The following is a 25,345-nucleotide window of genomic DNA, read 5'->3' as shown; positions in this document are numbered from 1 at the left end:
CATCACTGGTGGTGAACTGGACGGCCGTGCTCCACTCCCTCGCCTCGGGTCGGGTGACGGCCGGCCCTGCGGGCGTGGTGTCCCGCCCCACCAGGAGCGAACCGGTTGCGGGGGCACGGTTCCTCCGGTGCGGATGGCGGCGGTTCCATCGGCCGGGGTTCGCCTTGACCCGAGGCTCATCACCGACAGTCATGGTGGGGGAGGTGTCGGCCCCGCCGCCGGGTGGCGGGACGACGGCGGGTTCTGTCGCCCGGGTGGGCTAGCCTCCGGTGTCTCTACTCGCCGATCATGAGGATGTCCACATGGGATGGTCAGCGGTGTCGGGTGGCTACCAGGTCACTCTCCGCGATGGTGACGTCGTCGCCCGGAACGCCAAGGGCCGGGAACTCCGTTCCGTCCCGGCGACCCTGCGCGACGATCCGACCGTGGTCGGGCTCCGACAGCTCACCGAATGGCTGACCCGGCACGAGGCCCAGTGCCGTACGGACATCGAACGCTGGATGGTGCGCTCGCTGCCGGTGCCGGTGTCGGTCCTGACCGAGGTGTGGCCGGACGAGGCGTGGCGCACCGCGCTCACCGACCTCGTCGTCGTGGTGCTCGACGACGACGGCCACCGGGACCCGGACGACGTGGGTCTGCTCCGCGAGGTGGGCGACGGCCAGGTCGGTCTGGTCAACCTGGACGGCGACTCCGTCCGCCGGGCCGCCCGACGGATCGTCATTCCCCACCCGGTTACCCTCGACGACCTCGACGACCTGCGGGAGTTCGCCGCCGAACTCCAGGTCCGCCAGTCCGTCGACCAGCTCTTCCGGCAGACCTGGGTCCGGGGGCCGGACGTCGACCCGACGTCGACCCGGTGCGGCGACTACGCCGGCGGCCGGTACGACCAGCTGCGCCACCTGACGGCCCGGGCGACGAAGCTCGGCTACCCGGTGCGCGGCGGCAACGCGGTGTGCCGGATCGTCGAGGACGGCCACACCGTCGAGGCCCGGTCGTGGGTCGGCGCCGACGACCCGTACTACGAGACCGAGACCGGTGACCTCGTCTTCACCGACCGGCACGGCACCGCCCTGCCGCTGGGCGCGGTCGGCCCGGTGGCCTGGTCGGAAGGAACCCGGATGGCCGCCGCGCTGTACGCCGGCCGGGTCGTGGCAGCAGAGCAGGAGGAGGACCAGTGAGCGTCGACGCGATGGACCTGTTGGAGGCGGGGGCGGTGCTGCCCGCCGGCACGGTGGTGGCCAAGGACGACACCGCCGACACCCTGACCGCCCGCCGCTACGCCCATCCGGTCCTCGCCGGACGGACCGTCGTCCGGCTGGTCATCGACGCGCTCGGCGAGGCCGAGGACCTGTCCATGGAGTTCCTGGGCTTCGACCGACCGGACCGGGTGACCCCGGTCGGGGTGGTCCGCCGGCAGGCGCTCGGCTTCCCGGCGTGGGCGCTGGTCCACGACCCCGCCAACGGGCACCACGCGCTGGCCCTGGTCAAGGAGATCGAACGGCTGGCCCGGACGGCCAGGTCCCGGATCGGCCCGGCGAAGGACGGCTTCAACGCCCTCGGCGAACGACTCGCCCGGTCGGTGCCGCACTTCCTGCCGACGTTCTACGAGGAGGCCGGCCGGGCGTTCCTCGCCGCCGACAGCGTGACCCACGCGGCGAGCATGTTCGGCAAGGCCCGGGACGCGGAGCGCGCCTACGGGCTGACCATCGACGAGGACCGCCAGCACGCCGTTTTCCTGGAGTTCGCGCTGGCCGGCGCGTTGACCGCGAAGGCACTCTCCGGCCACGCCCGGGACCTCGCGACCCGGTGCGCGCCGGCGGACGCGTACGCGATGTTCCTGCGGCTCTGCGTGGAGCGCACCCTGGGCGGGCTGCCGCCGTACGCGGCGATGCACACCGACCTGCGTCGGCTGGCCCGCGCCGCCGGGCTCGACCCGGCCGCCGAGGACGAGCGGGTGCTGACCGAACTGCTCGCCGCGCCCGCGCTCAACCGGGCACCGGAGGCGTTCTGGAACGCCTACCGGACGCCGTTGGCCCGGCTCGCCGCGACCGACCCCGCCCTGCGCGGCCGGCTGCTCGGGCTGACCCCCCAGCACTGCGGCGACGACGTCTGGCTGAGCGTGCTGGAGGAGGCTGGCGCCACGGCGGCGCTGACCGGGCCGGCGGACGGCGTACCCGCCGAGGCCGCCTCGCCGGACGGACCCGCCGGCTGGCTGCGCCGCTTCGACGAGCATAGAGAGCGGCGCTCCTGGCGGGCGCGCAAGCGCCACCCCGGGCTGCTGGCATTGGTCGCCCGGATGGCGGGACGGCTGAAAGGCGACGGGGTGCCGGTCGCGCTCTGCCGCGACCACGACACGGTGGACCTCGACCTGCTCGACACCTGCCTGGCGCTGGGGGTGCCCGTCGCCGATCCGGCCCACGACGTCCGGCACCGGCTGGAGCTCTGGCTGGCCGACGAGACCGACGGCCGGCGTGACCTGGTCGCCGTCGCCGCCGACCGGCGTTTCCTGCCGTTGCTGGTCGAGGGTGTGGAGCGGCGGCTGCGGACCGGCTCGCGCGACCTGCGCGACCCGACCGCACGGGTGCAGGAGATCGTCGCGGTGCCCGGCCTGCGGACCGCCCTGCGGCGCTGGCTGGACACGCTCGCCGACGCCGTCGGGCGGCAGGGGCTGCCGACGATCGACCATCACCTCGACCGGGTCGGCACCGTCGCCTGCCCGACCGGGTTCGCCGTCAACCCCGACGCGGCACGCCGGCTCGTCGACCACGACCTCGGCCCCGTCCTCGGCCGTACGCTGCGGTCCGGTCTGTTCGACGAGTACGGCTGGCCGGCCCTGGACGCCGCGGTCGAACGTCTCCCCGAGTCGGACGTGGGCGTACAGCTCGTCGGGCAGTGGCCCTACCTGCTGCTGGTTACCGGGAACCTGGTGTCGGTGGTCGGGCCGGACGGGGTGGAACTCGAGCACCTGATGCGGATTCCGGCCGGGGAGAACCGGCACCGGTGGCGGCTGGTGCTGCGCTACGTCGACGGGCAACTGCTGGTCTGCTGGGACCGGGGCCGGGACCGGGCCGCCTACTGGAGCGGCACACCGGACGACGTCTTCGCCCTCGCCGACGACGCCTTCACCAACTATCCCCGGCTGTCGCTGCCGCTGCCCGGTGGGGGACGTACCCTGGGCCGCCGTCCGTTGCGGGTCGGCGACCGCAGCGAGCGGACCGGCGGCCGGGTGATCAGCGACGGCGACACCTACTGGGTGCGTGCCGCCGACCACCCGCTGGGCTGGCGGGAGTACGACCCCGCGACGGGCGAGCCGGGCCGGTTCTCCCGGCCGACGTTCTTCGAGGACGGCACGGTCGACGGTCAACCCCTGGACGCCGAGGCGTCCTGGCTGCGCCCCACCACGTCGGCCGGCAGCCCGCTGGGCCCCGCCGACGGGCTGGCCGGCTGGCGGGCCCGGCACGCAGCGGGCGGCGGCTGGGCCGGCGAAGCCGCGAACGGCCTGTCCTTCGCCCTGCCGGCGGGTACCGGCCTGGACGGGCGGCTGGTGGCGGCGGTGCGTTTCCCCGGCGCGACCGCCACCTTCGGTCTGCTGCACCACAACCGGGGCCGAGGCGGCGAGCTGCTGATCTGCGCCGAGGACGGCTTCCTGCTCGGTCGCTACCAGCTCGGCGGTGAGCGGTCGGCCTTCGCCGCCGGCACCCGGCTGGTGCCGCCCCTGGAGTTCTGGCACTTCCTGCGGCCCCGCGACGAGGCCGGTTCGGCGGCACTGCGGGTCGTCACCGACGCGCAGGCCGGTGCGCTGCTGGCCGAGGCGGCCGGCCTGGACGCCGCGCAGGTGCCCGCCCTGGTCGGCCGGCACCTTCCGCAGCTCACCGCGCCCGCCCTCGTCGCCGGGGTCGCCGGCCTCGTCACCCGGGCCGCCGCGCAGGTGGCGCGGCTGCGGACGTTGGCCGCCGTGCTGGACGGCGAGCAGGACAACGCCCTGCCGGCGGTGGAGCAGACCCCGGCCGGGGCGCCGGCGGTCGACCGGCTGCTCGCCGAGGGGCTGGCCGGGCTGATCCAGTACTGCTACGCCGCCGGGGACAGCTCCCTGCGACTGATCAGCCAGGCGGGTGCCGCACTCACCGGCACCGGGCCGACGTCGGACGCCCGGGGCCAGCTGGACGGTGACCTCGACTGGTTCGACGTGCTGGGGGTGCTGCCGGCCGCGATGTACCGGGCGGTGGCTCCGGTCTGCCTGTCCGAGGTGCGCGAGGCGCTGCTGACGCTGCTGGAGGTGTGCGCCCGCTCCGGGCTGCTCGCCCCGGGCAGCCGGCTGCGGCGGGCCACCCTGGTCGCCGACGGCACCCACCCGGTCGACCAGGTCAGGGGACAGGTGCTGACCGAGGGCGGACGGCGGTTGCTGGTGCTCGCCGTCGACACCGACGACCGCGAGGTCGAGGTGCTCGACTGGACGCCGACCGGGCAGTTCTCGGCGGTGGCCGGTTTCCGGATCACCGAGGAGGAGATCCTGCCGACCGGTGACGTCACGCCGCAGCGGCTCGACGAGTTCGTCCGGCTCGCCCGCGAGAACGGGCCGGTGCCCTGGCACACCGAGCGGGCCCAGGCACTGTCCGAGGCGGCGGGAATGAGCTACGCCGAAGCGGTGCTGCTGCTGGCGGGCCTGCCCCGGCTGATGTGGGAGAAGGCCCCGGCCGAGCTGCGTACCACCCTGGGGTTGCCCGACCCGGCGGCCGCCGCCGCGGCGGCCCGGTTCTGGGGCACCGGCGGTCGCGGTCGGCAGGGCCTCACCGGGCTGCTCGGGCGGCTGGTGCCGGAGGACCCGGCGACGCTGTGGATCGACGGACCCCGGCAGGACCTGATCGTCGAGGAGTGGGTCCGGCGGCACGGACGACGTCGACCCGTGTCCGACGAGTTGATCGTCCAGGTGCACCGCGCCGAGGTGGCCAGCCCGCTGCCGGCCTCGACGGTGGTCCACTGGGTCGCCAACGCGGCCACCTGCCACTGGCTGGCCGGTACCGACCAGGGCATCGACGACGGCGACGCGTTGATCGCGCTGACCAGGACGCTGCCGTGGCTGGCCTACCACCTGGCCCTCGACGACCCGATCCGGGCGGCGTTGCCGGTGGCCGCCCGACTGGCCCGGGAGCGGTTGGCCGATCCCGGGTGCACCGTCACGGTCGGCCACCTCGACGGCAGCAAGCTGTCGGCGTTCACCGCCGCGTTCGGCCTCCCGGCGACGACCGGCCCGGCCGGCACCGAGGTCGGCCCGGTGCTGATCCCGTCGTCGGCCCGCTGGCACCAGGTCCGGTTGGTGCCGTCCCGGCTGTCCGGGGTGGACGATCCGGCGCTGGCCGTGCTGCGGGCCCGCCTCGACCGCGTCGACGAGCGGGTGCTCGCGGCACTGCGGGCCCTGGTCGGTGACCAGCTCACCGAGGTGGTGTCGCACGTCGTACCGGCGATGGACGACGGCTTCGCGCAGGACCCGACCCGGTCCGCCCCGGACCTGGTCGCGACGGTCGCCTCGACGCTCGGGCTGAGCGCCGACGCCGCGGCGCTCTATCTGCAACTGCTCGCCCTGCCCGACCCGACCGACCGCAACGTCGCCCGGTGGACCGGCTGGAAGCCGGCCCGGCTCAAGGCGGCCCGTGCCGAGTTGGCCGGCACCACGCACGTCGTGGCGGCGAAGCGGCCCCGGGCCGGTCGGTCGCTGTTCCTGCCCGGTGGTTGGTTGGCGTTGAAGGCGCCGCTGCTGCCGCTGGAACGCTGGAAGCTCCCGCTGCTGATCGGGGGCGAGGGCGGCGTGACCGCGCTGGGCATCGTCTCCCCGGTCGCCCCCGCGCCCCGCCTGTTCGCGCTCGCCTGGGCCCGGCTGGGCGACGGCGACGCACCCCGCTTCGACGATCTTGTTACGGAAGGGCGCCGATGACCACCACGGCCACCCCGGCGGCGCGTCAGGTCGCGCCGGCCGAGCACGCCCACGCCACCGAGTTGGCGTTCCTCGCCGCGTACGACGACGGGCCCCGCCCGCCGGGCTGGCGGTTGACCCCCCGCGCGGTCGTCACGTTCATCGTCGGCAGCGCCGGCACCGCGCTGGACCTACCCCGCCAGGCACGCCGCGACGACCTGCCCCGCACACTGGCCGTGGCCGCCAAGTTCGTCGGGGAACGGGCCCTGGTCGAGCGCTGCGTCGTCACCCTGGCCGGGGAGCGGGGCCTGCTGCTCGTCGGCGAACCGGGCACCGCGAAGTCGATGCTGTCGGAGCTGTTGGCCGCCGCGATCTGCGGCAGCAGCGAACTGGTCGTGCAGGGCACCGCGGGGACCACCGAGGACCAGCTGCGGTACGGCTGGAACTACGCGCTGCTGCTGGCGCACGGGCCGAGCGCCGCCGCGCTGGTGCCCTCGCCGATCCTGTCGGCGATGCGTACCGGTGCGGTGGCCCGGGTGGAGGAGATCACCCGCTGCCTGCCCGAGGTCCAGGACGCCCTGGTGTCCATCCTGTCGGACCGGCGGATCGCGGTGCCCGAGCTGTCCGGCACCGCCGAGGCCACCGTCCCCGCCGCGCCCGGTTTCACGTTGATCGCGACCGCCAACCTGCGTGACCGGGGGGTGTCGGAGATGTCCGCGGCGCTCAAGCGCCGGTTCAACTTCGAGACCGTCGGCCCGATCGGCGACCTGGCCCAGGAGATCGCCCTGGTGCAGCGGCAGGCCCGCGCCACCCTGGAACGGGTGCACGCCCCGTTCGCGGTCGACGAGGCCGTGCTGGAGGCGCTGGTCACCGCGTTCCGGGACCTGCGGGCCGGGCGGTCGGTCGAGGGCTGGGAGGTGGAGCGGCCCTCCACGGTGATGAGCACCGCCGAGGCGGTGGCGGTCGCGTCGTCGCTGGCCTTGGCGGCGGCCTACTTCCCCGGCGACCGGGACGTGTTGTCGCTGTTGCCGGGGCACCTGCTCGGCGTGGTCCGCAAGGACGACCCCGCCGACGGGGCCAAGCTGCTCGGCTACTGGGACGGCGCGGTCCGGCGTCGGGCCGAGGACGGCGCGCGGCTGTGGCGGCAACTGTGGGAACTGCGCGATGTCCTCGCCGACTGACCCGTCGCCCCCGACCGGGCCACCGTCCCCGCCCGCGTCCCGGCGGCCGGCCGGGCCGCCGACGCCCTCGGGGCCGCCGGCCGGCGCGGAGCTGGTCGATCCCTCGGACGCGGTCGCCGCGCTGGCCGGGCACCGGCGGCCGTACCTGATCGGGGTACGCCACCACTCGCCCGCGCTGGCGGTGGCCCTGCCGCGGCTGCTGGCCGAGTGCCGACCCGAGGTGCTGCTCCTCGAACTCCCGCCGGAGCTGGGCGAATGGCTGCCGTGGCTCGCCGACCCGGCCACCACCGCCCCGGTGGCGCTGGCCGGGGTGGCCGGCGAGGGCGGGGGACCGGCGTTCTACCCGTTCGCCGACTTCTCCCCGGAGCTGGTCGCGGTGCGGTGGGCGGCCCGTAACGGGGTTCCGGTCGTACCGTGCGATCTGCCGCTGGCCGACCCGGCCTGGGGGGAGCACGCGCCGGGCGGGGCCCCGACGCCGGGCCGGTCGTTCGCCGACGCGCTGCGCGCGGCGGGCAGCGGGCGTGCCGACGAGGACCTGTGGGACCGCTCGGTCGAGGCCCGGGCACCCGGCGCAGACCCGGAGGCGGTACGCCGGGCGGCGCTCGCGGTCGGTTGGGCGTTGCGCGTGGACGCCGAGCGGGGGCCGGGGTGCCCGCCCTCGACCTGCGGCGGGAGGCGCGGATGCGGCAGTGCCTGGCGGAGGCGGGCCCGCGCCGGGTCGCCGCCCTGGTCGGCGCGTTCCATGCCCCGGCGCTGCTGACCGGATCGGCCGGTCCGCCGGCCGGACCGGCCGGCCCGTCGTCGGTGGTGACCTCGATGGTGCCGTACACGTTCGGGTTGCTGGACGCGCGGTCGGGCTATCCGGCCGGCATCCGCGATCCGCAGTGGCAGCAGTCGGTCCTCGCCGCCGACGGCGATCCCGGTGCCGTCGAGTCGGCGACGACGGCCGCCGTGGTGGCCATCTGCGCGGCGGTCCGCCGGGCCGGCCACCCGGCCGGCCCCGGCGAGGCCCGGGAGACGGTTCGGCTCGCCCTCGACCTGGCCCGGCTGCGCGGCCTGCCCGCACCGGGCCGGGGCGAACTGGTCGAGGCGATCCAGAGCGTGCTGGCCCACGGTGAGGTGCTCGGCCGGGGCCGGGCGGTGGCCCGCGCGATGGAACAGGTGCTCGTCGGGGACCGGCGGGGCGCGCTGGCCCCCGGCACCCCCCGTTCCGGGCTGGCCCCGGCGGTGCGGGAGCTGCTGGCCCGGTTGCGCCTGCCCGGCGCCGGTGACCCGGCCAGGGAGCTGCGGCTGGACCCGCTGCGCTCCGCCCTGGACCGGCGGCGGGAGATCACGCTGCACCGGCTCGTGGTCTGTGGCGTCGGCTACGCCGCGCCGGTCGCCGGTGTGGGGGTCGGTGGGGTCGACCCGGTCACCGCGCGCTGGCGGGTGGAGTGGACGCCCCGCACCGAGGCGACGATCGAGGTGGCCGGGCTGCACGGGGTGACTCTCGCCCAGGCCGCCGAGGGTGCCCTGGTGCAGCGGCGACGGCGGGAACGGGCCGAGGACGGCCCGACCGTCGCCGCCCTGATCGTCGGGCTGGAGGACGCCGCGCGGTGCGACCTGGCCGGGTTGGCCGCGCGCCGGCTCACCGAGCTGTCGGTCACGGTGCCGGCGGAGGGCACCCTCGGCGAACTGGTCGCCGCGTTGGCGCTGCTCGACCGGCTGCGCCTCGGCCACCTGCCGGGCGGGTCGGGGCTGCCGTCGGACGACCTGGGCCGGGTCGTCGAGACGCTGGAGAGCGCGGCGATCCGGCAGGTCGACGGGCTGACCGGTGCCCAGGACGTGGCCGACGCCGAGGCGTTGGCCACGCTCGCCCTGCGGGCCGACGCCGCCGGGGCGGGCCTGCGCCTGGCCGACTGTCTGGCCCGGCTCGCCGCGCAGGGCACGCCGCTGATGGCCGCCGCCGCCGGGGCGGTCCAGGTCCTGCTGGGCCTGCGGGAGCCGGCCACCTTCGGACGGCTCGCCGCGTCCTGGGTGGACACCGCGACCACGCCCACCGGGCGGCAGCAGCTCCAGGGCCACCTGACCGGGCTGCTGGTCGTCGCCGAACCCCTGCTGCGGGCCAGTGGCGAGGTGCTCGACGGGCTCCTGGACCGGGTCGAGACGCTGCCCGACGAGGAGTTCCTCACCCGGCTGCCGGCGCTGCGCGCCGGCTTCCACGTGGTCAGCCCGGCCGGCCGGGACCGGCTGCTGGAGGTGGTCCGCGAGCGGCTCGACGAGACCGGTCCGGCCACCGACATCACGCTGCTCGACGACCCGGACGCCCTGCTGGTGCGCCTGCGCGCCGACCGGGCGGGCCGGGAGGCGCTGCTGGCGCAGGGCCTGCTCGCGCCCGAGGCGGCGGACCCGTCGCCGGATCTTTCGGCAGCGGTTGCCGACGCGGCGCGACCGGCCACCCGCCGGCCGCCGGCCGCTGGGCTCCCGGCCGTCGACCGGTGGCGGCTCGTGCTCGGCCGGGAATCCACCCGGGTCGGGCCGCGCGCCCGCCGGTACGCCACCGCGCTCGACGAGCTGTACGGGGCCGGCCGGGGCGAAGGGGCCGGTGCCGAGGCGGCCGGCCGCGCCGGTCGGGAGGCGTCGTTTCCGGGCGTACGGGAGTGGGCGCAGGAGCTGTCCGTCCTGTTCGGTGCCGGTGTGCGGGAGGAGGTGCTGGCCCGGGCCGTCGAGGCGGGCCGGCTGGACGCGGCCACCGAGCTGGACCCGACGGCGGTGCGCCCGTCGGTCGAGTTGCTCCGCGACCTGCTCACCCTCGCCGGTGGGCTGCCGGAGTCCACGGTGGCGCGACTGCGCCCGCTGGTGGCCCGCGTGGTCGAGGAGCTGACCAGACAGCTGGCGGCCCGGCTGCGGCCGGCGCTGACCGGGCTGACCACCCCCCGCCCCACGTACCAGCCGGGCGGGCCACTGGACCTGCCCCGGACGCTGCGGGCCAACCTGGCCACGGTCCGCCGTGACGCGCAGGGCCGGGTCATGCTGGTGCCGGAGCGGCCGGTGTTCCGGACCCGGGCCCGCCGGGGGGTCGACTGGCGGCTGGTGCTCGTCGTCGACGTCTCCGGCTCGATGGAGGAGTCGGTGATCTGGTCGGCGCTCACCGCCGCCGTGCTCGCCGGCATTCCGGCGCTCAGCATGCACTTCGTCGCCTTCTCCACCGAGGTGGTGGACCTGTCCGAGCGGGTGGACGACCCGCTGGCCCTGCTGCTGGAGGTCAGCGTCGGCGGGGGCACCCACATCGCGGCCGGGCTGCGCTACGCCCGGTCGTTGGTCACCGTTCCGCAACGGACGATGGTGGTCGTGATCAGCGACTTCGAGGAAGGGTTCCCGATGGGTGGACTGCTGGCCGAGACCCGGGCATTGGTCGAGGCGGGCTGCCAGGTGCTGGGCTGTGCCAGCCTGGACGACTCCGGCCGGCCCCGGTACTCGGTCTCGGCGGCGGGTCAGCTGGTCGCGGCGGGGATGCCGGTCGCCGCGTTGAGCCCGCTGGAGCTGGCCCGGTGGGTCGGCGAGCAGGTGCGTCGATGACCGGCCTGCCGGCGGTGACCGCCCCGGTGCTGGCCGAGGCGCTGGATGCACTGCCCGCCCGGCTGCGCCGCAAGGTCGACGACGCGGTCACCCGCGCCAGCGGCTGGCCGGTCACCGGCATGACCGGCGGGGTGACGGTCCGGGTCGACGAGGCGACGACGGTGACCCTGGTGACGGTCGACGGGGTGGTGCGCAGCGCCGCCGACGCCCGGTGCAGTTGCCTGCTCGCGCCGAACTGCCTGCACCGGATGGCGGTGCTCGCCCTGGCTCCGGTGGACGACACGGCTGCGCCGCCGCCGCCGGCCGCCGACCGGCCCGTCGATCCGGCGGCCGGCCCGCCTGCCGGCCCGGTGCCCGGTGCGTCGGCCGATGCCGCCGCCGACCCGTCCGCCGACGTGGGGGCTGTGGCGGCCGGCGGTCCGGCAGCTCCGGCACTGGACGGTGCGGCGGGGGCCGGTGGGGCGGCGCGCAGCGAGCTGACCGCACGTCAGCGGATCGCCGCCGACGGGTTGTGGCAGGTCGCGGTGGACGTGCTCGCGGCGGGGACCGTCGGCTGCGGCGTCGTGTTGCGGACCGCCCTGCTGCGGGCCGTGCACGAGGCCAGGGCCAACGGTCTGCACCGCGCCGCCGCGTCCGGCACCCGGGTCGCGGCGGGACTGCGGGCCGCCCGGGCCGCCGAGCCGCAGTACCGGCTCGCCGACCTGACCGACGACCTGTGCGAGCTGCTGGCCGTGTCCCGTCGGCTGCGCGGGACCGACCCGCCGGCCGGTGAACTCGGGCCGTTGCTCGGGACCGCCCGGCGGGCCTACGACCCGCAGGCCGGCCTGCGACTGTACGGGCTCTGCACGGTGCCGGTGGTGACGGACTCCGGGTACGCCGGGGTGGTCACCTATCTGGTGGACCGCACCGGTCGGGTGTGGACGGTCGCCGACCTGGCCCCGGGGGACGTGGCACGGGCCGCCGGTGCGGGTGACGCGACGGTGGCGGTGGGCGAGTCGGGGCTCAGCCACCGGCAGCTCACCCGGGCCGGGCTGGTGGTGTCCGGCGGCACGGCGTCGGAGTCGGGGCAGCTGGGCGCCGGCCGGGCGGTCCGGGCGGCGCGGGCCGCCGGCGTCGGCTGGGCCGACGAGCCCCTCGCCGGGCTCTGGGCGCAGCCCCTGCCCGACCAGGTACGCCGGGCCTTCGGCGCGGCAACCCTGCCGGTGCCGGAGCGCCCGGCCGGGGCCGACCTGCTCTTCCTGACCGTGCGGGTGCTGGGCGGTCACGACCACACCGTCCTCGTCGCGACCGGGGACGGCGCGGTCCTGACGTTGACCGTCGCCGACGAGCACGCCGCCCTGCCGCACCGGGACAACCTGCGGCTGCTGGGGCAGGCGGTGGGGGCGGAGCTGCGCCTGGTGGGCCGGCTCGATCCGACCCGACGGGCGACGGTCCAGGCGCTCGCCGTGGGGCCGACGTCCGTCGACGGCCCGGTGCTCGTCCTGCCGCCGAGCTGGGCGGGCCACGCCGACCTCGGCTACGACCGGCTGCACTCCAGCCAGCTCGGCCCGGCAGGCGGCCCGGCACCGGCGCCGGCGGACGGTCGGCTCCCGGGCCAGGGTGGTCCCGTGCCGCGTCCGCGCCTCGGCGATCCCGGGCTGGGACTGCTGCGCCGGCAGGTGGAACGGGTCGTCTCGGGCGGCCGGGCGATCCAGGCGCTGGCCGACCCCACGGCACGGGGACTGCGGCTGGCCCGACTGGATCTCGGTGCGCACCTGCTCACGGCGATGGGCGACGCGGCACGGGCCCGTCCCCGCAACGCCTTCGGCCGACTCACCGACGACGACGGGCAGGCGTTCGCGGAGTCCTGGCTGGCGCTGGCGGTCTACGAGCAGGCGGCGTCGCGGGCGCTGGCGGAGGCGTCCTGGCTGCCCTGACGACTGTCACACGAGGGCGGCGGCCGGTGTCTGCATGTCGAGACCAGCCGACCAGGAGGCGACATGTCCCGCAACACCCGGATTCCCAGAGCCGAGATCACCGGCCGCTACGGCGCGGTGCTGAAAAGCCCTTGATCGAGATGGCGGTCACCGCCACCGAGCTGGCGCTCGCCCTCGGCCGGGGGGGAGCGCACCAGCCAGGTCCGGCTGGAGCTGGCGACCACCCTCACCGTCCGGCAGAGCACCGCACCGCCGGCACCCTGAGCGGACGACGCCCGGCGGCGGGCCACGCCGACCCGGCCGGTGCCCGGTCCGGCGGGCGGCTGTCCGTGCGGGACCGCCGTGTCCGGCGGGCGGCTGTCCGTTCGGGGACCGCGCTGTCCGGCCGGCGTCGGCTCACAGGCCGGCGCAGGGGCGCTCGTCGACCGTGCAGCCCTGCGGCGTCTTGGTGACCGGATCGGCGGTACGGACGTCGAACCGGATGGCCTGGGCCCCGCCCGCCGGGACGGCCGGCCCGGTGAAGGTGACCGACTGCCCGTCCTGTCGCCAGTCGGCCCCGGTCACCTCGGCGGCCGAGTTGCCCCGGGGCAGGGTGACGACCACCGTCCAGCCCGAGGCCGGCGTCCCGCCCGGATTGTCGACCACCACCTCGCCGGTGTGCCCGAAGACCCGGGTCGAGACGGTCTCGTAGCGGGCAGCCACCGGGTCCGGGGCCGACGGGGACGCCGAGGGCGTACGCGACGGGGTCGGCAAGGGGGTCCGGCTCGGCCGGGCGCTGCTCGGCGTGGTGGTCGGGGTCGGGCGTGGGGTCACGGCGGACCGGGTCGGGTCGGGCGCGACGGCCGACCGGGCCGGCGGAGGCACCGGGTCCGCCCCGGTCTCGGCCGGCGGCCCACCCGGCAGCAGGGCCCACCCCGCCAGCCCGAGGGTCAGCGCCGCCGTGCCCGAGCCGGCAACAACCCAGGTGGTACGACGATGGGTCGGCCGCCGGCCGAGATCGGCCATCAGGGCCACCGGCAGTACGGCGGTCGGCGCGGCACTGTCCCGTCGCAGGTCGACCTGCTGGAAGGCCAGCCAGTCGAGCAGCGCGGGCAGTCGTCCGGCCAGCGACTGCCGGTAGCACGCCGCGCGGCGCGTACCTCGTTCGGCAGGCCAGTCGCCGTGCTCCACGGTCTCCCGGACCAGGACCCGACAACCCACCGTGGTCGGAGTGACGGCACAGGTCAGCAGGCTGCGGTCGGCACCCTCGTGGCACCGTACGACGATCAGCTCCGGTTCCCGCCGGTCGACCACCTCCACCTCGACGTCGGCCTCGAAACCGGGCAGCCCGGCCGTGCGTACCCGCCACCGGCCCGGCCCGTCGGGGATCGGCTCGGTCTCGGCGAACCAGCGGCCCAGCAGCTCCGGATCGGTCATCGCACGCCAGACCCGGTCAGCGGGGTGGGGCAGGTCGATCTGCGTGCCGATCTCGATCACGGCGAGAGACTCTACGGCCCGCGCGGCCCGGTCGCGAAGGTGGCCGACCCGATCGACCCGGGGCAATCGTTACGACTTGACGAATGGCATGTTATCGCTCACAGTCGATGCGAGGACGACAGCACCTGATGGCTCACCGGGCGAGCCGCGCTGGTCGCACCTCGGATCGCGACGTCCCCCCAGGGCATGCGGGACGTCGGATCGGATTCCCATCAGCAGATTCCGGTGACGGTGTGACCCGGTCCCGTACGCGTGGGGGCTGGATCATCTCGCCGAGGGCCGGCCCGGTTTCCTCGGTGAAGGAGGATCATGGCTCCCTTTTCGGGCGGCGTGCCGCTGTTCCCAACAACGGACGATCCTCCCGCCGGCCCCGGCGTCGAGGTCACCGGCGTCGCCGGCCCGGGTGGACCGCGGCGAGGCTGTCGCCGGCACCCGCAGTCGCTGGCCGGGCGGCATGCCGCGTCGGCCGTCGCGGCCCACCGCCGGAAGCGGAATCAGGCACCCCACCACCGCTGCACCCACATTGCAAAGGATGCGACATGAGACCCAAGAGAGCCCTGCTAGCGACGGCGACCCTCGCCGTCGCCGGCGCACTCACCGTCGGGATGACGCTGGCGATGGCCCCGTCCGCCAGCGCCGGCACGACCCTGCGGGCGGCGGCGGCCGAGAAGGGCCGCTACTTCGGTGCGGCGGTCGCGACGGGCAAGTTGTCGAACGGCACCTACACGACCGTGCTCAACCGCGAGTTCAACTCCGTCGTGGCCGAGAACGAGATGAAGTGGGACGCCACCGAGCCGTCCCAGGGTCGGTTCGTCTACACCGGTGGTGACCGGCTGGTCAGCCACGCCCAGGCCAACGGGATGAGCGTGCGCGGGCACGCCCTGCTGTGGTACCAGCAGCAGCCGGTCTGGGCGCAGAACATGTCCGGCAGCGCGCTGCGCAGCGCGATGATCAACCACGTCACCCAGGTCGCCACCCACTTCCGGGGCAAGATCTACGCCTGGGACGTGGTCAACGAGGCGTTCGCCGACGGCAACAGCGGCGGGCGGCGTGACTCGAACCTCCAGCGCACCGGCAACGACTGGATCGAGGCGGCGTTCCGGGCCGCCCGCACCGCCGACCCGGGCGCGAAGCTCTGCTACAACGACTACAACACCGACGGGATCAACGCGAAGTCGACAGGCATCTACAACATGGTGCGCGACTTCAAGACCCGGGGCGTGCCGATCGACTGCGTGGGCTTCCAGTCGCACCTGGGCACCTCGCTGTCCAGCGACTACCAGGCCAACCTCCAGCGCTTCGCCGACCTCGGCGTGGAGGTCCAGATCACCGAGCTGGACGTGATGACCGGCGGCAACCAGGCCAACGTCTTCGCCGGGGTCACCCGGGCCTGCATGAACGTCTCGCGATGCACCGGCATCACCGTGTGGGGGGTGCGGGACTGCGACTCGTGGCGCGGCTCCGACAACGCCCTGCTGTTCGACTGCAACGGCAACAAGAAGCCGGCGTACGACGCCGTGCTGAACGCCCTCAACTCCGGCCCCAGCATCCCGAACCCGACGACCACGCCGCCGAGGCCGACGACGACGCCGCCGAACCCGACGACCACGCCGCCGAACCCGACGACGACTCCGCCTCCGGGTGGGGCGGGGTGTTCGGCGTCGGTGTCGGTGAATTCGTGGACGGGTGGTTTCGTGGCCACGGTGAAGGTGACCGCGGGTTCCTCGGGTACCCGGGGTTGGACGGTGGGTCTGACGTTGCCTGGTGGGACGAGTGTGACCGGGACGTGGTCGGCGTCGGCCAGTGGTAGTTCCGGGACGGTGCGGTTCACGAATGTGGACTACAACGGTCAGCTCGGTGCGGGTCAGGTCACCGAGTTCGGTTTCCAGGGCAACGGCAGTGGTGCGGGGCTGACCCCGACCTGCACCGCCAGCTGATTCCCGCCGTCGGCCCGACCCGGTGTTCCCGGGTCGGGCCGACGGTCCACGGCCCGACTGGCGTGGGCCGGCTGGCGGGCCGGGGATCTCGTCCGCCCGCGCCGGGCCTTCCATGCGGAGGCCCCACCGACCGGGCAGTCGACCGAGGACGTCCCCCACCACCGACTCCCGACAGAGGAACCGTCGATGAGACCAAGAATCGCACTGCTGGCCGCCGCGCTGGCGACCGCGCTGGCGACCATGACGGCCGTGGTCACGGCCGCCACCCCGGCGTCGGCCGCGACGCTGACCCAGGTGACCAACTTCGGCACCAACCCGACCAACCTTCAGATGCACCTCTACGTCCCGGATCGGGTGGCCGCCCGGCCGGCGCTGCTGCTGGCGCTGCACTACTGCAGCGGCAGTGGCCCGGCGGTGCACTCCACCTTCGGGCTCAGTACCCTCGCCGACCGCTACGGCTACATCGTGATCTACCCGTCGGTGACCCGGAGCAGCAAGTGCTGGGACGTCTCCTCCCCGCAGGCGCTGCGACGCGGCGGCGGCAGCGACCCCGTCGGCCTCAAGTCGATGATCGACTACGTGCGGAGCCGCTACCCGGTCGACGCGAACCGGATCGGTGTCGCCGGCTTCTCCTCCGGCGCCATGATGACCAACGTGATGGCGGGGGTCTACCCGGACGTGTTCCACGCCGGGGTCAGCTCCTCCGGTGTGCCGTTCGGCTGCTTCGCCACCACCAACGGCTCGGAGTGGAACAGCGAGTGCTCCGGCGGCCGGATCGTCAGGACTCCGCAGCAGTGGGGTGACCTGGTACGTAACGCCTATCCCGGCTACACCGGCAAGCGCCCCCGGATGCAGATCTGGCACGGCACCACGGACACCACGCTGAGCTACGTCAACTTCGGCGAGCAGATCAAGCAGTGGACCAACGTGCTCGGGGTGTCCCAGACCCCCAGTGCCACCGACTACCCGCAGACCAGCGCCACCCGTACCCGCTACGGCGGCACCGGGGGCACGGCGCCGGTGGAGGCGATCAGCTTCCAGGGCTACGGCCACTCCATCCCGTTCGACGCCGCGCAGGCCGTCCGCTTCCTCGGCTTCGACAGCGCGAGCCCCACCACGCCGCCGCCGAACCCGACGACCACCCCGGCCAACCCGACGACGCCGCCGCCGAACCCGACGACCACGCCGCCGAACCCGACCACGACGCCGCCGAACCCGACGACGACTCCGCCTCCGGGTGGGGCGGGGTGTTCGGCGTCGGTGTCGGTGAATTCGTGGACGGGTGGTTTCGTGGCCACGGTGAAGGTGACCGCGGGTTCCTCGGGTACCCGGGGTTGGACGGTGGGTCTGACGTTGCCTGGTGGGACGAGTGTGACCGGGACGTGGTCGGCGTCGGCCAGTGGTAGTTCCGGGACGGTGCGGTTCACGAATGTGGACTACAACGGTCAGCTCGGTGCGGGTCAGGTCACCGAGTTCGGTTTCCAGGGCAACGGCAGTGGTGCGGGGCTGACCCCGACCTGCACCGCCAGCTGAACGACCTGCTCCACCTGGCTCCGGGCGGAACAGAGCCCCAGGGGCGTTCCGCCCGGAGCCAGGTGTCCGCCAGCCAGGTCGGTGACCCGGTCCGCGTTCGACCGGGCCGGATCGTCGACCGCGCCGGTGGATCGCCGCCGACGGTCCGGCGTCGCCGTGGTCGACGCCGCCCCCGTCACCCATCCCGCCGGCCGGTGCCTGGACGTCCCGTCGCAGCCGCAGTCCAACGGTACCCAGCTCGCGCTCTGGGATTGCAACAGCGGGACCAACCAGCAGTGGAACGTCAACACCGACGGCACGATCACCGGCGTGCAGTCCGGGCTGTGCCTGACGCCCCCACGGGTCAGGCACGGCCAACGGCACGCTGATGGTCCTGTCGAGCTGCACCGGCGGCAACAGCCGGAAGTGGACCCGGAGCTGACCGGGTACCGGTGACACCGGCACGCGCCCGGCACGCACCGCGCCGGGGGCGTCACCCCGCCCGCAGGCATGGTCCCGGCCGGGTCGGGGGTCCCGATCCGGCCCGGGGCGGTCGGCGGGTGCCGCCCCGAGGGCACCTGGGCAGACAAAGGCGCAGGGCCGGGGAACGAACCCGACCCTGCGCCTCCCTCACCGGCGGCGATCGCGCCGCCGCGTCACACCGGGGTACGACGCCACTGCTGGTTCGTGCCGGTGCCGCAGGTCCACTGCACGACCTGCACCCCGTCGGTCAGACCGGCGTTGAGCACGTCGAGACACTTGTTGCTGTGCCGGGCGACCAACTGCACCTGACCGTCACCGACGTCCTGGAGCCGCCACTGCTGGTTGGTGCCCCCGTTGCAGGTCCACTGCACCACCCGGGCGCCGTCCGTGGTCGTGCCGGCACCGCCGGAGACGTCCAGGCACTTTCCGCTGTTGACGCTGGTCACCGTGTAGTAGCCAGCACCGGCGTCCTGGAACCGCCACCGCTGGTTGGCCTGACCGTTCGCGGCCCACTGCACGACGTTCGCGCCGTCGGCCGTCGCGGCGTTGTTGACGTCCAGCAGCTTCGCGCTGTGCCGCGCCGTCAGGGTGTACGTCGTCGGCGTCGGGGTGGTGGTCTGGGGCGTCAGCCGGTAGAGCCCGGCACCGTGGGCGGGCAGCGAGCGGCTGAACGTCCCGGTCGACGTGCCGAGGGCCGCGCCGGACCAGAGGTCGGTCGCGGTGGCCGAGCCGATGCCGAGGTCGGCCAGGTTCACCGACACGGTGGCCGCCGCGCTCTCCCGGTTGAACAACGCGACGTACCGGTCGACGCTGTCCGGCACGTCGGCGACCCACACCTGCCGGGTGCCGCCGGTGAGCTGCCGGTTGTTGGCGCTGCGCTGGTCGACCGCGAGCACCGCGCTGTTGGTCATCAACGCCAGCTCAGACGCCCGGTTCTCCACCAGGTTGCCGCCCCACATCAGCGGCGCCCGGTTGATCACCCACAGCGACATCAGGGTGCGCTGCTCGTCCGCGCTGAGGTTCGAGTAGCGCGGCGAGCCGACCGGCCCGTACTTCGACAGCCGGCCGATCGGGATCATGTCCGGATCGGGCCAGGCCCCCGCCCTGCGGTACGGCGTCCAGTTGCGCAACTGGTCGAACAGCGCGTCGACGGACGACCAGTTGTCCCACAGGTCGTTGACGATCCGCCACATGTGTGCGTTGGTCTGCACGTGCGGTCCGGCGGACAGCGGCGTGGCCCCCGGCGACAGGCTCAGCACCATCGGCCGGCCGCTGTGCTGGATCGCCAGCCGGTAGCCGTCGACCTCCGACTGCCGGTAGGTCGGTGCGGCGATGTCGTCGATCTTGACGAAGTCGACGCCCCAGCCGGCCAGCAGCTGGAACACCGAGTCGAGGTACGCCTGCGCGCAGGGGTTGGCCATGTCCAACCCCCACATCAGGTTGAGCCAGGCCGCGCTGTTGCTGGCGTCGATCTGGTTGGCCCGGCAGGAGGTGCCGAGGATCGGCACGTTGTCCGCGACCGCCTGCCGGGGAATCCCCCGCATCAGGTGTACGCCGAACTTCAGCCCCTGGGCGTGCACGTGGTCGGCCAGGGGCTTGAACCCGTTGCTGCCGGTCGCCGACGGGAACCGGGTGGTGTCGGGCAGCAGCCGGCCGTTGGCGTCCATCCGGAGCCGGGGTTGCAGGTTGGCGTCCTGGTTGGGGCTGCCGTTGTGCTGGCCGGGGAAGTACCAGGCCCAGTCGACGACGATGTACTGCCAGCCGTACTGCCGCAGGTTCGCGCCCATGTAGTCGGCGTTGGCCCGGACGTCGGCCTCGGTGACGCTCCAGTTGAACGAGTCGTAGCTGTTCCAGCCCATCGGTGGGGTGTCGGCGACGCCGTTGTCCCACGCCTGCGCCGGCCGGGGTGCGGCGGCGCCGACCAGGCTCGTCATGAGCAGCAGGGTCGTGACGAGCAGGACGGCCGCCCGTCGGGTCGCCGGATGGATGACATGGTGGTACATCGGGCCTCCTCAGCCATCGGGTCAGCGGTAGCCGGCGGCGGTGATGTTCGCCTGGACCGCGTTCTCGGTCGCGTCCGACGCCTGGGTGTAGCTGCCGTTCCACAGTTGGGTGACGGTCTGACCGGCGGGGTAACTCCAGGTCAGTCGCCATCCGTTCACCGCGTCGCCGAGGTTGGTGACGGTGACGTTGGCCCTGAAGCCGCCCTGCCAGGACGAGCTGACGGTGTAGTTCACCTGGCATCCGGCGGCAGCGGCCGAGGCCGAGGTCTGGGTGGCGGCGGCGGTGACGAGCAGGAGGGCGGTGGCGGTGGCGGCGACCAGCGCCGGCCGTCGGCGGAGGAACCGGGTTTCTCGCACGGGATCTCCTGATGGTGGATGGACGGTGCGGTACGCCTCCGGCAGGGCGGCGGACGGTCACCCCGCGACCCCGTGCGAGGGCGACGGGCGCGGTCGGGTGCGGTCGGGTGCGGCGGGTCAGGCGACCACGCAGGTCGCGCCGTTCAGGGTGAACGCCGTGGGGGCGGTGGCGTTGCCGGTGTGGTTGGCCTGGAAGCCGATCGTCGTCGACGCGCCCGGGGCCAGGGTGCCGTTGTAGCTGACGTTCGTGGCGGTGACCTGGCCGCTGCTCGGCGAGTAGCTGGCACTCCAGCCGCTGGTGATGACCTGCCCGGCGGGGAGGGCGAACCCCAGGGACCATCCGTTGAGCGTCGTGGTCGCGGTGTTGACGATGGTGATGCTCGCGGTCAGCCCGCTGTTCCACGCGCTGATCGTGTCGGTGACCCGGCAGGCCCCTGACTGCGGCGACGACGTCGGCGTGGGCGTCGGGGTCGAGGTGGGGGTCGGGGTGACCGTCGGCGTCGGCGTGGGGGTGACCGTCGGAGTCGGGGTGGGGGTGGGCGCGGTGCCGTCCAGGCCGAGGAAGGTGATGGCGTACGCGAGTTGGCCGGCCATCGGCAGTTGGTGACCCACCCCGGCGATGCTGATCCCCTCGACGGGGGCCTGCGGGCCGGTCCCGCCGTACCGGGTGCGCGTCCAGGCCGACTGGGGACGATCGGTGAAGGTGGGCGTGGTGCTCAACCCGTGCAGGTTGGTCCACTGCTTGATTTCTTCACCGTAGTTGGGATACGCCAGGGTGGTGTCGGTGGCACCGTGCCACAACTGCATCCGGGGGTAGCGGCCCGTGTATCCCGGGTACATCGCGCGGGCCTGGTCACCCCACTGCTGCGCCGTCTTGATCACGTTGCCGCCGGAGCACCGGCTGTTCCACAGCGATCCGTCGGTGGTGGCGAAGCACCCGGCCGGAACCCCGGAGAACGCCGACGCGGCGGCGAAGACGTCGGGATACTGCGCCGCGAGCACGTTGGTCATCATCGCGCCGGAGGAGAAGCCGGAGACCACGATCCGGGCCGGGTCGACCGCATAGCGCTGCCGCGCGTACGCCACCATCGACATGATCCCGGTCGAGTCACCGCCCCCGTTGCGGGTGAGGGCGGCCGGGGTGGAGACGTCGAAGCAGTTCCCGCTGCGGGTGGCCTCGGGCACGACGACGAGGTAGCCGTAGCGGTCGGCGGCGGTCACGTAGTCGCGTCCGTTGCCGTTGAAGATCCCGCTGGCCGAACCGCCGCAGTAGTGGACCAGGAGCAGCAGCGCGGGCCGGGCCGCCAGGTTGCTCGGGGCGTACATGTACATGTTGAGGTTGGTGGGATTGTTGCCGAATCCCGTCACTCTGGTCAGGGTCGCCGCGGTCGCAGGCTGTGCCGTCACCAGGACGGTGGCTGTCGCGATTCCGAGGACGACGGCTGCCAGCGCGGCGCGCAGACTGCCCTTCATCGGTGGCCTTTCTTCCGGGGTGGGATCGCCGCGCCGGGGGTGTGGTGCGGGCGTCGGGTCCGGCCGTCGACCCCCGGGGCGCGGGCGGCGGGCGGGGCGGTCCTGGTGGCGAGGACCGCTGGGCGCCGGCCCGCCTTCGACCGGCCCTGCCCGTCGCGACGGCGTCGGCCGTGGCCTTCCCGGATCGGACGAGAGTGTCACCAGGGCGGTCGAATGCGGTCCCGAGAATCGACGATCGTCGGTTACGTTAACGTTAACAGCAGAGGCTGTCCATAGATGACGATCAGTGCACGGGCTTTGCTGGTGCCGGTGCGGCCGGTGCGGCCGGTGCGGCGGCCGGCAGCGGTGCCGGCCGACCCGTCACCGGGGTGGAGCGACGCTGTCCCGGGTGATCAGGGTGGGGGAGATGGTCTGCCGCAACGTGTGGTCGACGCCCGCGTCGATCTGTGTCAGCAGCAGACCGAGGCTGGCCTCCGCCACGGTGTCGAAGTCCGGCCGGACGGTGGTCAGCGGCGGGATGAAGTAGGCGGCGTCCGGGACGTCGTCGAAACCGACGACGCTGACCTCCTCCGGCACCCGCCGGCCGTGCTCGTGCAACGCGTGCAGCACGCCCAGCGCGAGATCGTCGTTGGCGGTGAAGATCGCGGTGACCTCCGGGGTCCGGGCCAGCATCTGCCCGCAGCGGTACCCCGAGGCGGCGGACCAGTCCGCCTGGAGGACCGGCGGAACCTCCGCGCCCGCGGCCTGCAACGTGTCCCGCCAGCCGGCGATCCGCCCCGCGCTGTCGAACCAGTCGGCCGGGCCCGACACGTGCCAGACCGTACGGTGACCGGCGTCGAGCAGGTGCCGGGTGGCCAACCGTCCCCCCTCCACCTGGTCGATGGTGACCAGCGGCACCGGCCGGCGGGGATCGCCGTCCACGGTGACCAGCGGAATGTCGGTGGGCAGGCACTCCAGTGCCTCACCGGCGGACTCCACCGGGGCGATCACCACGATGCCGGCCACCCGGTGCGCCAGATGCCGCTCGACGACGGCGGTGATGGAGGTGCGGTCCAGGTTGCGGACGCTGCCCACGCTGACGGCGAAGCCCGCCTCGGCTGCGGCGAGTTCGAAGGCGGAGAGCAGGGACGCCGGACCGTAGAGGGTGGTGTTGAGCGCCACCACACCGAGCACCTGCGATCGCCCGGTGACCAGCGTGCGGGCGGCCCGGTTCGGGCGGTACCCGAGTTCGGTGATCGCGGCCTGGACCCGTAGGCGGGTCTGTTCACGTACGTGCGGATGTCCGTTGAGGACCCGCGAGACGGTCTGGTGGGACACTCCGGCGAGGCGGGCCACGTCTCTCATCGCAGGAGCGCGCACAGTCATCCCACACCTCTCGGTCCGTCCCGCAGCCCGTAGACGGCGAGGCGGCCCGGTCCGGGCGTCCGAATAGGACGTCGGACACGAGGCATGGGCGCACACGCCGTGGACAACGCTGGATCAGCGAGATTCTACGCGGCGTATCGCCCTGGGTGGGGTCGGCGACGCGGCCGCGTGTCGCCCGCACGCCGTGATGTTCGTCATCACGGATCGGGGACGACGCGCGAACTGGCGGTGACGGGTGGCCTCTGCTGTCCCCCTCGGTCCTCGACGGTTGCTGTCGTGCGCCCGGGTCAGGCCGGCGCCGCCGACCCGCACGGTGAGCCTGACCTCGACCGGCACGTCGCGCGGGGCGTCGGGCGGTGCGCCACCGGTGGAACCGGAAACCGCCTCGGGTACGGGAACCGCGCCGTGCCGACCTGCCGTATCGATCGAATCGGATGCTACTCGAAACCGTTCGGTAACGACAAGGACAGGTTTCCGGGACGTACTCCCGGTGACCGCGTCGTGTCGGCCGGCCCGGTCAGTGCTGCGGTGCGACCGCGGTGCTGCCCCGCACCACCAGCGTGGTCGCCAGTTCCACCCGGGTCTGGGCAAGGCTCTCGTTGGCGGCCAGGGTCAGCGCCATCCGCGTCGCGGCAGCGGCCATCTCGGTCAGCGGCTGCCGTACCGAGGTCATCGGCGGTCCGCAGAACATCGTGTACGGGATGTCGTCGAAGCCCACCACGCTGAGGTCCTGGGGAATCCGGCGGCCGGCCAACCGGGCCGCCTCGTAGACCCCGAGCGCCTGGAGGTCGTTGCCGCACACGATCGCCGTGGGCGCCGGGTTCTGTCGGAGCAGTTCCTGGCCGAGGTTGAGTCCGTCCTCGAAGGAGAACCAGTGGCCGAAGCGCAGCCAGCGTGCGGGCAGTCCCACCCCCGCCGCCTCCAGCGCCGCCCGCGCGCCGTCCAGGCGAGCCTTGGCGCACAGCCGTTCGGTCGGGCCGGAGATCACCCCGATCTGCCGATGGCCGAGGTCGAGCAGGTGTCGGGCGGCCTCGAAACCGCCGCTCCAGTTGGTCGTCGCCACCGACGGGACGGCGTGCAGCGGCGGCTCGCCCGTGGGATCGAGGACCACCAGCGGGATCGCGCTCGCCGCCAGCAGGGCGTGTTGTTCGGAGGTGAAGCCGAGGTGCACCGCGATCACCCCGGTCGGGCGACGGGCCAGCAGGTCACGAGCCCAGAACCGCCCCTCGGAGACCTGCCGACGGGCGTCGGTGAAGCCGACGGCGAGCCGATGCGCCCCGGCGACCTGCTGCACCCCCTGCATGATCAGCACCGCCAGGTTGCTCTGCATGCCATAGAAGACCACCTCGACGCTGGCGTTCGGGGTGCCCAGCTCCGGCCGGCGGTAGCCGTGCTCCCGCAGCAGCGACTCCACCCGGGCCCGGGTCTCCGCCGCGACTCCGGTGCGGCCGTTGAGGACCTTCGACACCGTGGGTGCCGACACGTCCGCCAGGAGGGCGATCGTGGTCAGCGTCGGTTCACCCCGTCGGCTCCGCCGTCGTCCCCCGGTCGGGGCGCCGGCCGCCGGGGAGACGGTGGGCGCGGGGCTGCCGGGGGCTGCCGGGACGGTGGCGGCTGCCGGCCTGACGCCGGTGGCGGGGGGCGCGGTGGAGGTGCCCGGACCGCCGTGGACCGGACCGCCGGTCGGGGCGGACGGGGGGCGCTCGTGCTGTCGCCTTACCTGGTCGAGCAGTCGACTGCGGACCGCTTCGGCGTGGCGGGCCGCGACCGGGCCGGCGGGCACGGTCTCGGTGAGGTAGCGCCGGCGCTTCGACACGGGGTCGATCCCGGCGTACACCCGCACCCGCAGTGAGCCGCTGGGTAGCTGCTCGATCTCGCCACGGGCGCGCCGGCCGCGCCTGGAGCCATTGGACATGGAGCCAGGGTATTCGATGTCAGGCGGCGCAGATGGCTCCACGATGGCTCCATGCTCCCGTCTGCCTGTCTCCCTGCCCGGCGGTGTCTCGGGGCCCGCCGGTTGTCCGCTGGCGGGTCGACGCGCCGGGGTCCTCCGCGCGAGACGTCTACAACATGGAAGCAGTTGAATACCTCGAAACGCTTCCGTAACATGGGGGGCCATTGTTAGCGCTCACACCGGGTGGCTCGTGTCGACGACTCCCGTTCGTCCGGCCGGCAT

Annotated in this window: 15 protein-coding genes; 9 read left to right on the top strand and 6 right to left on the bottom strand. The window is 74.1% G+C overall.

Going from position 1 to position 25,345, the window contains the following annotated elements:
- Positions 1-302: 302 nt before the first annotated feature.
- Genes ACQP1S_RS18990 through ACQP1S_RS18965 form a run of 6 tightly spaced genes read left to right on the top strand, consistent with a single transcriptional unit; the run spans position 303 to position 12,563 of the window.
- The gene (locus ACQP1S_RS18990) at positions 303-1,178 is read left to right on the top strand and encodes a DUF4132 domain-containing protein (RefSeq protein WP_432897163.1); all 876 of its coding nucleotides are present in this window, start codon (positions 303-305) and stop codon (positions 1,176-1,178) included.
- Positions 1,175-5,929, top strand: a complete 4,755-nt coding sequence (locus ACQP1S_RS18985) for a hypothetical protein (protein WP_432897160.1) — start codon at positions 1,175-1,177, stop codon at positions 5,927-5,929. The genes ACQP1S_RS18990 and ACQP1S_RS18985 overlap by 4 nt, the downstream gene beginning before the upstream one ends.
- Positions 5,926-7,089: an ATP-binding protein gene (locus tag ACQP1S_RS18980; protein WP_091243478.1), complete on the top strand. Its 1,164-nt coding sequence runs from the start codon at positions 5,926-5,928 to the stop codon at positions 7,087-7,089. Before ACQP1S_RS18985 ends, ACQP1S_RS18980 begins: the two co-directional genes overlap by 4 nt.
- Complete coding sequence (locus ACQP1S_RS18975; protein WP_432897156.1) at positions 7,073-7,849, top strand: DUF5682 family protein; 777 nt, start codon at positions 7,073-7,075, stop codon at positions 7,847-7,849. Before ACQP1S_RS18980 ends, ACQP1S_RS18975 begins: the two co-directional genes overlap by 17 nt.
- A complete protein-coding gene (locus ACQP1S_RS18970; RefSeq protein WP_432897153.1) occupies positions 7,738-10,647 on the top strand; it encodes a DUF5682 family protein in 2,910 nt (969 codons plus the stop codon). The genes ACQP1S_RS18975 and ACQP1S_RS18970 overlap by 112 nt, the downstream gene beginning before the upstream one ends.
- Positions 10,644-12,563 (top strand): hypothetical protein, encoded by a 1,920-nt coding sequence (locus tag ACQP1S_RS18965; protein WP_432897150.1) that lies wholly within the window; start codon positions 10,644-10,646, stop codon positions 12,561-12,563. The genes ACQP1S_RS18970 and ACQP1S_RS18965 overlap by 4 nt, the downstream gene beginning before the upstream one ends.
- 396 nt (positions 12,564-12,959) lie before the next feature.
- Here the strand turns inward: ACQP1S_RS18965 and ACQP1S_RS18960 are convergent, their stop codons facing one another.
- A complete protein-coding gene (locus tag ACQP1S_RS18960; RefSeq protein ID WP_432897147.1) occupies positions 12,960-14,039 on the bottom strand; it encodes an SRPBCC family protein in 1,080 nt (359 codons plus the stop codon).
- A gap of 539 nt (positions 14,040-14,578) precedes the next feature.
- Between ACQP1S_RS18960 and ACQP1S_RS18955 the strand changes: the two genes are divergently transcribed.
- From ACQP1S_RS18955 to ACQP1S_RS18945, 3 genes are all read left to right on the top strand, one after another.
- Entirely contained in the window at positions 14,579-15,976 is a 1,398-nt protein-coding gene (locus ACQP1S_RS18955) for an endo-1,4-beta-xylanase (protein ID WP_432897144.1), read from the top strand.
- A 186-nt stretch (positions 15,977-16,162) separates the two neighbouring features.
- Entirely contained in the window at positions 16,163-17,509 is a 1,347-nt protein-coding gene (locus ACQP1S_RS18950; RefSeq protein WP_432897141.1) for an extracellular catalytic domain type 1 short-chain-length polyhydroxyalkanoate depolymerase, read from the top strand.
- 81 nt (positions 17,510-17,590) lie between these two features.
- Complete coding sequence (locus ACQP1S_RS18945) at positions 17,591-17,944, top strand: ricin-type beta-trefoil lectin domain protein (protein ID WP_432897138.1); 354 nt, start codon at positions 17,591-17,593, stop codon at positions 17,942-17,944.
- A gap of 200 nt (positions 17,945-18,144) precedes the next feature.
- On the opposite strand, the gene ACQP1S_RS18940 is transcribed toward ACQP1S_RS18945, so the two are convergent.
- The 5 genes from ACQP1S_RS18940 to ACQP1S_RS18920 form a co-directional block, all read right to left on the bottom strand.
- Positions 18,145-19,974, bottom strand: coding sequence for an RICIN domain-containing protein (locus ACQP1S_RS18940; protein ID WP_432897135.1), 1,830 nt, complete (start codon positions 19,972-19,974; stop codon positions 18,145-18,147).
- Positions 19,975-19,995: 21 nt separating this feature from the next.
- Entirely contained in the window at positions 19,996-20,331 is a 336-nt protein-coding gene (locus ACQP1S_RS18935; protein WP_432897132.1) for a cellulose binding domain-containing protein, read from the bottom strand.
- A gap of 117 nt (positions 20,332-20,448) precedes the next feature.
- Positions 20,449-21,804 carry an extracellular catalytic domain type 1 short-chain-length polyhydroxyalkanoate depolymerase gene (locus tag ACQP1S_RS18930; protein WP_432897129.1) on the bottom strand — a complete coding sequence of 452 codons (1,356 nt, stop codon included), beginning with the start codon at positions 21,802-21,804 and terminating at the stop codon, positions 20,449-20,451.
- A gap of 360 nt (positions 21,805-22,164) precedes the next feature.
- Positions 22,165-23,148, bottom strand: coding sequence for a LacI family DNA-binding transcriptional regulator (locus tag ACQP1S_RS18925; RefSeq protein WP_363675418.1), 984 nt, complete (start codon positions 23,146-23,148; stop codon positions 22,165-22,167).
- A 538-nt stretch (positions 23,149-23,686) separates the two neighbouring features.
- On the bottom strand, positions 23,687-25,084 hold the full coding sequence (locus tag ACQP1S_RS18920; protein ID WP_432897125.1) for a LacI family DNA-binding transcriptional regulator: 1,398 nt from the start codon (positions 25,082-25,084) through the stop codon (positions 23,687-23,689).
- Positions 25,085-25,345 lie beyond the last annotated feature (261 nt).

Origin of the sequence: Micromonospora matsumotoense (genome assembly GCF_050951065.1) — a bacterium.
GTDB lineage: Bacteria > Actinomycetota > Actinomycetes > Mycobacteriales > Micromonosporaceae > Micromonospora > Micromonospora matsumotoensis.
This window is presented reverse-complemented; position numbering and strand designations above follow the sequence as displayed.